Origin of the sequence: Microbacterium psychrotolerans (assembly GCF_031085295.1) — a bacterium.
GTDB lineage: Bacteria > Actinomycetota > Actinomycetes > Actinomycetales > Microbacteriaceae > Microbacterium > Microbacterium psychrotolerans.
Map to the genome: position 1 here is coordinate 225462 of NZ_JAVFWO010000001.1, position 13991 is coordinate 239452.

Genomic DNA, 13991 nt, shown 5'->3' on the forward strand with positions numbered 1-13991 from the left:
CGCTGAAGGCAATGACGCATGACACTCGAACAGACTCGAAGCACGAGCACGCCGACCACGGCGCCCACCCTGCCGGTGGCCACCGACCTCACGGTCGACGGTCGCGGGAGCGGCGCCGCACCCGGCGAGCGCGGCATCGAGCTGGCCTTCCGCGCACGGCCACGTCTGTCATGGAACTCCAGGCTGGCGTCGCACAGCGCATACGAGGTCGAGGTCGCCCGTGAGGACGGCGGCGTCGTGTGGGCCTCCGGCACAGTGGAGTCATCCTCGTGCTCGGCGACCACCGGATTCGAGATGGCTCCGCGCGAGGTCTACGCGTGGGCGGTCCGTCTACGCGGCGACGACGGGAAGTGGGGGCCGTGGGCCGAGTCGCAGTTCGAGACCGGTCCGCTCACCGCCGCGGACTGGACCGCGCCGTGGATCACCGCGCCGTCGGGCAGCCGCATCCGTCACGACTTCGACCACCCGAGCATCGTCGAACGCGCGAGGCTGTATCTGACGGGGCAGGGCCTCGTCCACGCAGTCGTGAACGGCGTTGCGGTGAACGCCGGACGCCTCGACCCCACCCGCACGGATCTGGATCGGGCGCTCTACCGCGGCTACGACGTCACTGACCTGATCGCGCCTGGAAGCAACCGGCTTGAGTTCGTGCTCGCCCTCGGCGAGTGGGGACGCACAGGGCTCGACCCCCGGCTGCGGAGCGAGCTGGTGCTCTGGCACGCCGACGGCACCCGCAGTGTCGTCGCGCCGGATGCTCACTCACTCTCCTCTCCCAGCTGTCTGGTCGTCGACGAACCCTTCTATCTGGAGCGCCACGATGTCGGAGTCGAGGGCGACGACGTCTGGCGCCCCCTCGGCGATGCCGCGATCGTCCAGCCGAGCGGGGACGTCCACGACCCGACCCACCCGCCTGCCATCATCGAGACCGACCCCACTCCCCCTGTGCGCGTCGTGTCCCGGTTCACCGTGACGCAGATCGGCCGCTCGCCCGGCGTGCGCCTGTTCGACGTCGGGACCAACATCGCCGGCCGCAGCCGGCTCACGATGCGCACCGGCGTGGGCGCGGGCAGCGTCATCCGCGTCGTGCACGGCGAGCACATCGGGCCGGACGGCCGAATCGACACCACGAACCTCACGATGCCGTTCGACAACGGACGTCCGCGACAGGTCCTCGAGTGGGTGGCGACCGGCGAACCCGGCGATGTCGTCGAGGCGCTGTTCGCGTATTACGGCTTCCGCTACATCGAGATCCACGGACTCCCCGACGATGCCGAGATCGACGTCAGCGCGGGGGCGTTGCACACGGATCTGGCCCCGAGCGGCAGCATCCGTACCGACAACGAGACCATCAGCCTCCTCCTGTCGCGAGCGGAACGGACCCTGTTCAACACCCTGCACGGAGTCCCCGAGGACTGCCCCACCCGAGAGCAAGCGGCTTGGACCGGCGACACCGCGTCGGTTGCCGAGTACGAGCTTGCGGCATTCGACTCCGAGAACTTCCTCGCGAAGTGGATCCGCGACCTCGTCACTAGTCAGGCGGCGGACGGCGGCCTCCCGGCGGTCGCGCCCGACGTGCGATCGCCGCGGCTGCCTGCCGACCCGGTGTGGGGGTCGGCCCTGCACCGCCTGCTGCTCGGTCACTGGCTGCACTACGGCGACGATGCCCTCGTGCGCGAGACGCTTCCCGCACTGCGCAGGTGGGCACTGTTCCTCCTCGCGTGCATCGGAGAGGACGGCGTGGTGTCGAAGTCCCCGATCAGCTACGGGCATGACTGGCTCGCGCTCGAGCAGACCCCGCCCGAGGTCCACCACACCGCAGCGACCATCGACTGCCTTGTCGCCGTGAGCCGGTTCGAGCTCGAGTTCTCGGACGCGGATGCCGCGGCTCAGTGGATGTATCACGTCAACCGTCTGCGGGCCGCCGCTCGGGCGAAGTTCTTCGACCCTGAGCGAGGCGTCTTCGCCAACGGCTCGCAGGGTGCGCTCGCCTGCGCGATCGATGCCGGCATCCTCACGGGCTCCGAGGCGGAGCGCGCCGCGCAGCGGATCGAGGACGACATCCGGGCGCGGGGTAACCGCGTGTCGGGTGGATTCGCGACCACCCGGACGATCGTGCGGGCGCTCACCGCCACGGGACGTTCCCAGGTGATCGCGGATGTCCTCGAGCAGCCCGCGGAACCGGGCGTCGGCGCGATGCTGACATCCGGGCCGGGGACGTTCTGGGAGTGCTGGTGGATCGACCCGACCAACACGGGAACGGGCTCCCTCGACCACGTGGGCCTTGGCGGTGTCTTCGCGGGATGGGTCTGGGAGGGCCTCGCGGGGCTGACGCCCACGTCCGGCGGCTATCGCACCTTCGCGGTGGAACCCCGCTTCGTCGCGGGAGTCGATCAGCTCGACCTGCGCACCGAGACCCCCGTCGGCGACATCGTGATGGGATATCGCGTCGACGACGCGGTCGCGGCGATCCACCTCGAGGTGCCGGACGGAGCAGTGGCCGCGGTGAGCACCGGTGACGAATCGCGGCAACTGCCCGGCGGCATCCATGACTTCACGATTCCGGCGCCGCGTCGCGCGCGCGTCGTCCCTCCGGTGGAGGACTCGTCATGGACCGCACCGTCGATCGCACCAGGTGCGGGCGACGTGGTCGGGTCCCGTGGACTCCTCGCCGCCAGCCTCGCGGAGAAGACGCTGCAGCCGCACCACGGCGCCAGCGTCGCGGTCCTGCCCGGCCTGAACTGCATGCCGATCCCCCACGCCCAGCCGGCGGCGGCGGTCGTCGAGGTGTCGCCGACGAGTCCCGAGCAGCGCCCCACCGTGCGCATCGACTTCCCGGCCCCACTCGATGGCAGCGACGCGACCTTCGTCTACGCGCTCGTCGACGTGTGCGACGAGCGTTGGCAGCGCGGCTCGCAGCCGACACTGCGGATCATTTCGACGGATGGGTCGGACCGCCGAGCGAGTGCGGTCAACTGGCCGGCCGGCTGGCTGCGGGTGGCGACCGACGTCGAGGGGTGGAAGGGCCGGGCGTCGATCGCGGCGATCGAGATCTCGACCGAGATGCCTGCCGACGCCTCCGGCGACGCCGTAATGCCGCGGGGCGCCGACGAGCTCACGGGCGGGTTCCACCTCGGCGAGGTCGGCATCAGCACAGCCCGCCGCACCTGGTGATTCCGACCGCACGAACCCCTTCACACCCAGAGAGAGGCACCCATGCCTGACACCCTGATCCAGTTCCGCGCCGAAGCGGCAGGGATCACGCCGACCGCCCTCGAGCAGTGGGGCGCGACAGATCCCACGGGCAGACGCCTGAGCGCAAACACGTATCACCTCACGCTCGACGACAAGCCGTTCCCGGCGGTCTCCGGCGAGCTCATCCTGCAGCGCTACCCGGCGGACGAGTGGCGCGATGCTCTGCTCACGATGCGGGATGCCGGTTGCACCGTCGTCTCGTCCTACCTCTTCTGGGGGCTCGTCGAGCCTCGGGCCGGCGAGTTCGACTTCACCGGGTCGAACGACATCCGTCGCTTCGCCGAGCTGTGCGCCGAGCTGGGGCTGCTGTTCGCGCCGCGCATCGGCCCCTTCGACAACTCCGAGTACCTGCTCGGCGGCCTCCCGCCCTGGCTGTACGGCATGCCTCTTGTCGAGCGCTCGAACGATCCGCTCTACCTCGAGCGCGTGCGCCTGTACTTCGAGAAGGTGGCGGAGCAGCTCCGCGGACTCTACTGGTCGGACGGTGGGCCGATCGTGATCGTGCAGCTCGAGAACGAGCTCTCGCACGCGCCCAACGATTGGCGCACGCTCTTCGGCTACACCGCCACCGACCACCGGGGCCCGGAGGACGGGGCCGCGTTCGGCGCGCACATGTCGGCACTGCGCGAGACCGCGATCGAGGCCGGGATCACGCCGCCCTTCTTCGCGATGACCGCGTGGGGTCTGCCGGACGACGTTCGGTCGGAGGACTTCCTGCCGACGTACGGGGCATACATGGACCTTCATCCGCAGCCGGGCGGCAACCATGTGCTCACGACGTTCCAGGCCGGCGAGTATCCCTACCGCGGCCAGCGGCCGACGGCGTTCTGCGAGCTCGGCACGGGTTCCCCCGCGCGCGCGGACTACCGGTCGATGACCGCGGCGGGATCCGTGGTGACGACGGCGATCACGCGGTTCGCGTCCGTCGAGTCGCTCTTCCTGGGCTACTACCTGTACCACGGGGGCACGAATCCGGTGCGGGGCGACGGTTTTGGGTGGACGACGAAGGGCCCGGACTTCCCGCTGCGCTCCTACGACTTCTGGGCGCCCGTCAGCGAGTTCGGCGAGCGTCGCGAATCCTTCCACCGGCTTCTGCCTCTCAACCTGTTCGTCCGCGAGTTCGGCGCGGATCTGGCGCCGACGCAGGTCGTCGAGCCGCAGCATCCAGTGATAGATCCGGAGGATGATCGCCTTCGCACGATCCTTCGCGCCGACCACGGCACCGGATTCCTCTTCTATGCGAACTACGGCAATAACGTCCCGCTGCCGGACCGGGAGGATGCCGGATTCGAGGTCGCGCTCGCGGACGGCACGGTGGCCTTCCCGCGGCGCTCCGCGCTGAGCATCGCCAGCGGCGCGGTCGGCATTCTGCCGATCGGGCTGTCGCTCGGGGCGGGGCTGACGCTGGTCTCGGCGACCGCCCAGCCGCTGGCGCGGCTCGGCGGCGACGGCGCGCCGGTCGTGGTGTTTCACGCCGACGACCAGGGCGACGTCGAGTTCACGATCGCCGGCGTCACGACGGACGAGGTCACGGGCGCCGAGCGCGTGTTCGCGGAATCGGACGGCGTGACCGTCGTCGTCGCCGTGGCCGATGGTGCGGAGTTCCAGGTTCGCGGGCCGGCGGGCACCGCGACCATCGTCGTGATCCCGACCACCCATGCCGAGTCCAGCGCGCTCGTGCCCACCGCGTCCGGCACGCGCCTTCTCACGACGGACGCCGAGGTCGGCCGGGTCGACGACACCGTCGTGCTCTCCCGCATCCTCCCCATCGGCACAGCGCCGTCGGCCGCCCTGATCCGTCGCCCCGGGGTGGGCGACGATCTCTCCGCCACACTCCCCGCCACGGTCGCCGAGCCGCCGATCACCGTCACTTCACTTTCCGAGGGACGCGCGCTCCTCACCGCCTCAGACCCCGCCGCCGACCTCGAGGAGCTTTGGCTGGATGTCGCGTACTCGGGCGACATCGTACGGCTCTTCGACGCCGCGACCGGGCTGCTGGTCGGCGACGACTTCTCGCGCGGCATCCCGTGGCGCGTGAAGCTCGGACGCTTCACCGACCAGCTGCGCGGTGCCGGACTGCAACTGCGCGTCGAGCCCATATCGACGCGCGTCGAGGTGCCCAACGACGAAGGGATCCTGCTGGACCACGCCGAGCGGCCCGTCGGCGACGCCCGCATCGACGACCTCGCCTTCCTGCAGCGGGTCTCACGCGCGGTCCCGATCGGCGACCTGTTCCCGGAGCGCTGATGGCGGGCACGTGGGGCGAGGTCACGGTGCGCAGAGCGTCGTCGGGGATGCCTCTCATCGAGGCTGCCGACGAAGCCGCGGCCTTCTTCGGACTCGGCTACGCGCAGGCGTGCGACGACCTCGAAGGACTGCTGCGCCAGTTCCTGCTCGTCCGCGCGGAACTGGCGCTCGCAGACCCCGACGCCGGCGCGCGGGACGACAACCAGCGGCGCTGGCGCGTCCATGACGAGGCTCGAACCGCCTACGAGTCGCTTCCCGCCGGGATGCAGGAGTGCTACCGCGCGTTCACGGCGGGCATCGCCGAGCGCGTGGCGGAGGTTCCGGAGCTTGTACCGGCCTGGGCGCCGCCGCTCGACCCGTGGCTGCCGATCGGGGTCAATCGCACGGTCATGCTGTTCTGGGTGATCGCCGATGCGGTCGCGGCACTGCGAGCTGCAGGCGTCGACCTGCCGCCGGTCGTCTCCGAGCTGGATCGCACACCGATGACACCGGGGTCGAACGCGTGGGTGCTCACCCCACTTCGCACCGCCCACGGCGCGACGATCCTCGTCAGCGACCCCCACCTGCCCTTCGGCGACGTCTACGCGATGCACGAGGCGACCATCGTCACGGAGTCATTGCACTACACGGGGTTCACGTTCCTCGGGGCGATGCTGCCCGCGCTCGCGCACAACGACGCGGTCGCGTGGGGATGCACCACGGGTGGCCCACGCGTGTCGGACGCCTACCGGGTGCCTGACGTCGGTCAAGAGGCGCTGACCATCAACGGCCTGCGCTCGCCCGTGGTCGCGAGACAGGACGGCTGGGCTTACGCCATATGCAGCCCGTACACCGACGCGATCGGCGAGACCGAGACGCAGCTGCTCGCCATGCTCCGCAGCCGGTCCGTGGGGGAGCTGCGCACCGTGCTGGCCCGCCGAGCCTTCCCTCCGCAGAACATCCTCGCGGCCGACCGCGATGGCGCGAGCCTCTACGTGCGAACCGGGCGGGTTCCCCGGCGGCCCGCGACTGCGACCGGCATCCTCGACCTCTCGCAGACGTGGAACGGCTACCTGGAGCCAGAAGAGCTCGTGCACCTCGATGGCGCTCCGACGGGCTACCTCCAGAACTGCAACTCGGCGCCCGACACGGTCGCCCCGGAGATCCGGAGCGAGGACTGGCACCCCGACGCGTTCCATGACGTGCCCGGCAGGCAGACCTCCCGCAGCGAGCGGAGCGTCGAACTGCTGGCCGACGCCGTCGGCGTCGACACCGAGCGCATGACGGCCTGGGCGGTCGAGGACCGCTGGCCCGACACCCCGCGCTGGCGCGAGGCACTAGCCGCCGCGATCTCGTCCGACCCTGCGCGCGTCGCAGGCTGGAGCGAGGAGCGCGCCGCGTTCGCCGACGACCTCCTCTCCTTCGACGGCAGTGCGTCGCCAGAATCCACACACGCCACGGCGTGGCTGGCCTGGCGGACGGCGGTAGCGCAGACGCCCGAGGACCCGGTCCGGCTCCGCACGCTCGTGGATGCGCTCGATCCCGACCTCCTGCTCGGCGCCGTCGAGCGAGCCGTCATCGACCGGCGTCCCTACGGGGCCGTGCACCGCATGGCATCCGGCGAACCCGGCAGGGGCGGCGCGTTCACGGTGCGGCCGTCGGCCGAAGGCGACGTGCAGCCCTCGATGCAGGTGCCGCTGCGTGCCACGTACTTCAAGGACGGCGTGGCCTTCGCCGGCGGCCCCGCGCTGCGCATCGTCATGTTCGACTCCACGGGAATGACGTCGTGGAGCCTCCTGCTCCCACGCCGGGCCGACGCCTTCTCGCGGGGCGAGGTACTGCCGACGCCGTTCCACGCCGCCGACACCGCTCACGAGCGCACGTTCCCCGCGACGGGAGCCCGTTCATGACGTCCAGGTTCCATCCCGACCTCGCCGCGGCGGCCGACCTCCCCCGCGTTCCGGTCCGCGTCGAGGATCTCCCGACGATCCAGGCGATCGAACCGATCGCGCTGCACGCCCCCGCAGACGTCGAGATCGTCGATGTCGACGCGACCGGCGCAGCCGGCGCGCCCCCCGTTCGGCTCCGCGTGTACCGACCCGCTGCTCGCGCGCAGGACACCCCCGCCCTCTACTGGATGCACGGCGGCGGATATCTCGCGGGCTCACTCGAGAGCGACGACCCGATCGCGATCGACATCGTCCGCCGGCTCGGCATCGTCGTCGTCTCGGTGCGCTACCGGCTCGCACCGGCGCATCCTGCTCCCGCCGCACTCGACGACGCGTACTCCGGCCTCGCCTGGGTCTTCCGCAACGCCTCCGACCTGGGCGTCGACCCGGACCGAATCGCCATCGGCGGCGGCAGCGCCGGCGCGGGTCTCGCGGCTGCGCTCGCACAGCTGACCCACGATCGGGCGGAGTATCGCCCCGTCTTCCAATTGCTCGTGGAGCCCATGCTCGACGATCGCACCGCGGTCCGCACCGATATCGATCTCACCTTCGTGCGCGGCTGGGAGGCGGAGAGCAACCGGCTCGCGTGGGAGGCCTATCTCGGGCAGCCGCCCGGGATGGAGCACGCCCCCGAGTACGTCGTTCCCGCACGCCGGAAGGACCTCTCCGGCCTTCCGCCCGCCTGGATGGGGGTCGGGACTCTCGACCTGTTCTTCGACGAGGACCTCGAGTACGCCCGCCGCCTGGAGCTCGCAGGCGTTCCGTGCGAGACCCACATCGTGCCCGGCGCGTTCCACGGGTTCGAGTCGATCTTTCCCGACGCGCAGGTCTCGAAGTCGTTCGTCACGACCGCCGTCGATGCACTCGCCGTGGCGCTCGGCGTCGGCGGGCGCTCGAGCACGACACCCAGCAGCTGGTGACACGAAGGAGCGAACGCATGCGCGTCACGCATCTGCGCAGCGATCTGCGCACCGACCCCCTCGGGGTGGGAACCCCGCACCCCGAGTTCGACTGGCGTGTCGAGGACGGCGCCACGGACGCACGACAAGCCGCGTACCGGATCGTGGTCGAGGACGCCGAAGCCGGGCACACGGTCTGGGACAGCGGCGACGTGGCGGATGCCCGACCGTACGGCGCCGTGTATGCCGGGGCACCGCTTGCTCCATCGCGCGCATATCGTTGGCGGGTCCGGGTTCTCGACGACGCGGGACGAACCAGCGGATGGAGCGCGTGGACGCGCTTCGAGACCGCGAAGTTCGGCGGCGGGGGCTTCACGGCATCGTGGATCGGCCTGGACGAGACACCCGACCCCGACGATGCCGGCGCAGCACTGTTCCGCCGCGACCTCGTGATCGCCGCTCCGGTCGTGCGCGGACGCGCGTACGCGTCGGCGCTCGGCTGGTACAAGCTCTTCGTCAACGGCCACGACGTCACCGGCGCATCGCTGGTGCCGCGCTGGACTCCGATGGATCACCTCGTCGAGTACCAGGTGTTCGACATCACCGACAGTATCCGGGAGGGCTCCAACGTCGTCGGGATGGCGGTGGGTGACGGTCGTTACCGTGGCGGGCTCAGCGCGTTCGACCGGCGCCGCACCTACGGAGATCGCCTCGGGGCATTCGTCCAGCTGGAACTGGATCTCGCCGACGGCACGACGCTCAGCATGGTCACCGATGGCCAATGGCGCGCCGGCCGCGGCGCGATCCTGCGCAGCGATCCGATGCGCGGCGAGCTTCGCGATCTTCGCCTCCCGTTCGACGACTGGCTCTCCGGCCCGATGCCCGAACGGTTCGCCCCTGCCGCGATCCTTCCCCCGCCGAACGGCGAGCTCACTGCCGAGTCGGTCGCCCGCGTCACGGAAGTCGACCGCCGCCGGCCGGCAGCGATCCACATCGCCCCCAGCGGTGCGCAGGTGGTGGATTTCGGCCAGAATCTCGCAGGCGTCGCTCGCGTCCGCCTGTGCGGCGAACCCGGGTCGGAGGTGCGGATCACCTACAGCGAGCTCGTCGACCCCACCGGTGAGATCGAGACCGAGTACATGTTCATGGACCCGGCACATCCCAGGTACTTCCGGGACGACGTCGTGCTCGCAGGCGGCGAGCACGTCTTCCAGCCGTGGTTCAGCATCCAGGGATTCCGCTATGTCGAGATCGTGGGCGCACAGCCCCTGTCGCCCGAAGACGTGGAGGCCGTCGTCCTCTCGACGGCGCTGGAGTACACCGGTGAATTCCACTGCTCCGACCCACGGCTGGAGCAGCTCGAGTCCAACGTGCGCTGGAGCCTGCGATCCAACTTCACCGACACAGCGACGGACTGCCCCACCCGGGAGCGCGCCGGCTGGACGGGCGACATCCAGGTGTTCGCCGAGACCGCCACGCTCCTCGCGGACGTGCAGTCCTACCTGCGCCGCTACCTGCGGAACGTCTCCGCCGAGCAGCTGCCGGACGGACGCATCCCGCCGTACATCCCGAGCGAGACCTCGGCGTTCAGCGGCCCGCTGCTGGAGACGCTCGACGCGGTTTCGAGCTCGGTCGGATGGGGCGACGTCGCCGTTCTCACCCCGTGGGACCTGTACCTCGCCTACGGCGACCGACGGGTCCTCGAGGCGCAGTATGAGACCGCGCAGCGCTGGGTGGCCAGCCTCGAGGCACTCGCTCACGGCGATCGCGATGCGAGCGACAGACCGAGCACCGGAGTGGAAGAGCTCGAGCGGTGGATCGTCGACCGGGGATTCCACTGGGGCGAATGGCTGCGACCCGGCGAGGGCGACGAGGCGATGGAGCACAACTGGACATACGGTCGCCCGGTCGTCGCGACGGCGTACTTCGCCCACTCGTCCGCGGTCCTCGCGAAGGTCGCCGGCGAGCTCGGCCGCGACGAGGAGCGCAAGCGCTACGAGGACCAGGCCGCGTTCATCAGACGCGCATGGCGCGCCGCATTCGTCGGGGACGACGGTCGGATCGGCGAGGACAAGCAGGACGACTACGTCCGCGCGCTCGCCTTCGGCCTGCTCGAACGGGCCGATGAACCGGCCGCGCTGGCCCGGCTCGTCGCGATGATCGAGGAGGCCGACATGCATCTGGGCACGGGATTCCTCTCCACGAAGCTGCTGCTGCCGACCCTGACCGCCCACCGGCGCACGGAGCTGGCGTACGCGTTGCTCCTGCAGCACACCTCACCCTCGTGGCTGGCCCCGACCGCTCAGGGAGCAACCACGATCTGGGAGCGATGGGACGGCTACGACGCGGCCGGCAGACCCACCGCATCGCACAACCACTACGCATTCGGAGCGGTCGCCAGCTGGTTCTATCACGGCATCGCGGGCCTCTCGCCGTCCGCCCCGGGCTGGGCGGAGATCCGCATCGATCCGCAGATCGGTGGCGGCCTGACCTGGGCATCCGCCCGCGTCTGCACCCCGCACGGCACTGCGGCGAGCGCGTGGTCACTCACCGATGACGTGGTGACGCTCGATGTCGAGGTGCCGTTCTCTGTGACTGCGACCGTCGTCCTTCCCGACGGCGAGGTCCGCATCGGTTCGGGCAGCCACCGATTCGCCTACCCGGCTGGGTGAGTGCGATGACGGGGATGACGGGCGGCAACCAGTCGGACCGGCGCTCGACGCTGGTCGACGTCGCCCGGCTCGCCGGCGTCTCGGTCGGCACTGCATCCAACTATCTCAACCATCCTGAGAGGGTCGCCGCATCGACCAGGGCCAGCGTTGCGGAGGCCGTGCGTCTCCTGGACTTCGTGCCCAACGGTCAGGCACGTGCGCTGCGCGGTCAGTCCCGCACGATCGGGATGATCGTCAGCGACCTCGGCAACTCCTTCTTCGTCGAGATGACCCGGGGCGCGGAGGAGGCCGCCAGCGCGGCAGGCTACGCACTGCTGGTGGCCAGCAGCGTGGGTTCCGAGGAGAAGCAACGGCAGCTGCTCCAGGTGTTCGACGAGGCGCGGTTCGCCGGTGTGCTGCTCGCGCCGTTCGAAGCGACCGCCGACTATCGCGAGCCGGCCGGCCTTCGTGCGCCGTGCGTGGTGCTCAACGCATCGCGGCCCGGTCACTACGGCTCCTGCGTGGTGAGTGATGACGAGCTGGGGGGATACATCGCCGCGCGGCACATGATCGACCGGGGTCGGGTTCGGTTGCATTTCGTCGCGGGTCCGCTGCGGCTGGCTCCGATCGCGCAACGGCTCCACGGGGCGCGACGAGCCGTTGCCGAGGCGTCGGGCGTTCGCCTGTCGGTGGAGCACGTCGCTTTCACGGATCACCTCATCGAGGGCGAGGCGGTGGCCGCCGGCATCCTCGCGCAGCCTCGCGAGCAGAGGCCTGACGCCATCCTGTCCACCTCCGACATCCTGGCGCTCGCGATCATCCACGCCGTGCAAGGCATTCTCAAGGTGCCGGAGGAGCTCGCCGTGATCGGCTACGACAACAACGCCGCGGCGCGCGACGCGACGATCTCGGTGAGCACCGTGGCTCAGGCGAGTTCCGAGATGGGCGCCTCGGCCTTCGGACTGCTCCTCGAGGAGCTCAGCGGCCAGTCCCGCCAGGGGCAGTTGATCTCGCTTCCGCCGCAGCTCGTCGTCCGTGCGAGTTCCGCCGCGCCCAGGAAGGAGTCGCACCATCGCCGCTCTGACTGAAGCCACCGTTCGACTGATCCTCACCGAAGGAGTTCGATGACCGTCGGCCCGCTCACCGCCGCCCTCCAGGCCCACGTCGCCCGCGGCGATATCTCCGGCGCAGCCCTGCGATTTCGACGCCAGGGCGAACTGGCCGAGGACGCCGCAGTCGGATGGGCGGACATCGCAGGAGCGCAACCCGTCAGCCCGCGCTCGGTGTTCCGGCTCGCCTCACTGACCAAGCCCGTGATCGCCGTCGCCATCATGCAGTTCGTCGAACAGGGGCGATTGCGACTCGACGACCCGGTCGGCCACCTCATCCCCGCATATGGTTCGACGTCGGTGGCGCACGGCGCTTCGGTGGGCTGGGATTGGGCGGCTCGTCTGCCTGACAGCGTCGACATCGTCGCCGCAGCGCGCGGCGTGACGATCCGCGACCTGCTGACCCACTCGAGCGGGCTCGGCCAGGGCCCCTTCAGCCACCCGCTGATCAACGCGGCATCGCGACCCGACCAGTCGCTCGCGGCACGTGTCGATATGTACGCGGGCGTTCCCGGCGACGACCATCCGGGGGCGAGCGCCGGGTACAGCCCCCAGGTCGGCTTCGACGTCCTCGGCCGCATCGTCGAGATCCTCGCCGACGCCGACTTGCAGACTGCGCTCCGTGACCGTGTGCTCGACCCGCTGGGAATGGTCGACACCACGTTCGTCCTCACAGCTGACCAGCGTGATCGGCTGGTCACCCTCTACCGGCACGAGCACGGCGCACTGCAGGACGACAACGCGTCGGAGGGCGCACGGGCAATGCAGTCCACCCCCGCGGGCCCGCACTCGGGGGCAGCCGGGCTCTTCTCCACGGTCGCCGACTACGACAGGTTCGCGCAGGCGCTCGCCGCGGGAGGAACGCTGGACGGCTTCCGCATCCTGAACCCGGCGTCCGTCGCCGCACTCAGCCAGAGCCGCTCGACAGGCGCGCGAACCCTCGCTCCCGGCCTCGAGTGGGGGCTCGGTGTCGTTGTCGCCGTGGACGACCTGGACTACCGGGCACCCGGCGCCTGGGGTTGGAGCGGCGCATGGGGATCCCACCTCGTCGTGGATCCCCGCAACCAGACGACGCTCACGCTCATGATCAATCGCAGCGACATCGGCGGCGCCGACTCCGCCATCTCCCGGGAGCTCGAGCGCATCGCGCTCGCGACGTACGGGTGCCGACGATGAGAGTGCTGGCGGTCGGTGCGCATCCCGACGACGTCGACCTCCTGTGCGCGGGCACGCTCGCCCGCTACGCCGCAGCCGGGCATGACGTCATGATCGCGATCGCGACGAATGGCGACGTCGGCTCGCCCACCCTGCGGCGGGATCAGATCGCGAAGATCCGGCACCAGGAGGCCCGGGCGTCAGCGGCCGTGATCGGGGCCGATCTCGTGTGGATGGGCTTCGAGGACGAGTGGCTGTTCAACGACCGCCCGACCCGCACGACGTTCATCGACATGCTCCGCCGTACCCGCCCCGACATCGTCCTCGCGCACAGTCCGCACGACTACCACCCCGACCACCGGATCGCCGGGCAGCTCGTCATCGACGCTCAGATCCCGTCCGCCGTCCGCCTGGTCGAGACGGCGGAGCCGGCACTCGATGCCATCCCGCGGGTGTACACCATGGACACCATCGGGCACACCGGCCCGCCGCCCCAGCTCTTCGTCGACATCACCTCCACGATCGACGTGAAGGAGCGGATGCTGCGTGCCCACGTCAGCCAGGAGACCTGGCTCTCCCACATCTACGGCATGGAGTACGTCGCGTTCATGCGACAGCAGGGCGCGGTCCGCGCCGCGGGGTGCGGCTCCGCCTACGCCGAAGGCTTCACCGAGCTCGAGACCTATCCCCCCGCACGGCCCGACCTCCCGCCGCTCGGCGTGTTCTGAACCCCGACTCTCCCCACGCCCG

At 70.3% G+C, this 13991-nt stretch carries 8 protein-coding genes; all 8 read left to right on the forward strand.

The window, feature by feature from the left end:
- Positions 1-18: 18 nt before the first annotated feature.
- The 8 genes from Q9R08_RS00990 to Q9R08_RS01025 are packed head-to-tail and all read left to right on the forward strand — an operon-like array spanning position 19 to position 13969.
- Complete coding sequence (locus Q9R08_RS00990) at positions 19-3171, forward strand: family 78 glycoside hydrolase catalytic domain (protein ID WP_308865943.1); 3153 nt, start codon at positions 19-21, stop codon at positions 3169-3171.
- A 42-nt stretch (positions 3172-3213) separates the two neighbouring features.
- Complete coding sequence (locus Q9R08_RS00995; RefSeq protein WP_308865944.1) at positions 3214-5499, forward strand: beta-galactosidase; 2286 nt, start codon at positions 3214-3216, stop codon at positions 5497-5499.
- Complete coding sequence (locus Q9R08_RS01000) at positions 5499-7388, forward strand: penicillin acylase family protein (RefSeq protein ID WP_308865945.1); 1890 nt, start codon at positions 5499-5501, stop codon at positions 7386-7388. Before Q9R08_RS00995 ends, Q9R08_RS01000 begins: the two co-directional genes overlap by 1 nt.
- Positions 7385-8347 (forward strand): alpha/beta hydrolase fold domain-containing protein, encoded by a 963-nt coding sequence (locus Q9R08_RS01005; RefSeq protein WP_308865946.1) that lies wholly within the window; start codon positions 7385-7387, stop codon positions 8345-8347. The genes Q9R08_RS01000 and Q9R08_RS01005 overlap by 4 nt, the downstream gene beginning before the upstream one ends.
- Before the next feature lie 17 nt (positions 8348-8364).
- A complete protein-coding gene (locus Q9R08_RS01010) occupies positions 8365-10998 on the forward strand; it encodes a family 78 glycoside hydrolase catalytic domain (RefSeq protein WP_308865947.1) in 2634 nt (877 codons plus the stop codon).
- A gap of 5 nt (positions 10999-11003) precedes the next feature.
- A complete protein-coding gene (locus Q9R08_RS01015) occupies positions 11004-12065 on the forward strand; it encodes a LacI family DNA-binding transcriptional regulator (protein WP_308865948.1) in 1062 nt (353 codons plus the stop codon).
- Between the two features lie 36 nt (positions 12066-12101).
- Entirely contained in the window at positions 12102-13262 is a 1161-nt protein-coding gene (locus Q9R08_RS01020) for a serine hydrolase domain-containing protein (RefSeq protein WP_308865949.1), read from the forward strand.
- Positions 13259-13969: a PIG-L deacetylase family protein gene (locus Q9R08_RS01025; protein WP_308865950.1), complete on the forward strand. Its 711-nt coding sequence runs from the start codon at positions 13259-13261 to the stop codon at positions 13967-13969. Before Q9R08_RS01020 ends, Q9R08_RS01025 begins: the two co-directional genes overlap by 4 nt.
- The last annotated feature ends 22 nt before the right edge of the window (positions 13970-13991 follow it).

Coding starts and splice junctions, on each gene's coding strand:
- Q9R08_RS01000 (WP_308865945.1), top strand. CDS start 5,499: ATGGCGGGCACGTGGGGCGAGGTCACGGTGCGCAGAGCGTCGTCGGGG.
- Q9R08_RS00990 (WP_308865943.1), top strand. CDS start 19: ATGACACTCGAACAGACTCGAAGCACGAGCACGCCGACCACGGCGCCC.
- Q9R08_RS01010 (WP_308865947.1), top strand. CDS start 8,365: ATGCGCGTCACGCATCTGCGCAGCGATCTGCGCACCGACCCCCTCGGG.
- Q9R08_RS00995 (WP_308865944.1), top strand. CDS start 3,214: ATGCCTGACACCCTGATCCAGTTCCGCGCCGAAGCGGCAGGGATCACG.
- Q9R08_RS01005 (WP_308865946.1), top strand. CDS start 7,385: ATGACGTCCAGGTTCCATCCCGACCTCGCCGCGGCGGCCGACCTCCCC.
- Q9R08_RS01020 (WP_308865949.1), top strand. CDS start 12,102: ATGACCGTCGGCCCGCTCACCGCCGCCCTCCAGGCCCACGTCGCCCGC.
- Q9R08_RS01015 (WP_308865948.1), top strand. CDS start 11,004: ATGACGGGGATGACGGGCGGCAACCAGTCGGACCGGCGCTCGACGCTG.
- Q9R08_RS01025 (WP_308865950.1), top strand. CDS start 13,259: ATGAGAGTGCTGGCGGTCGGTGCGCATCCCGACGACGTCGACCTCCTG.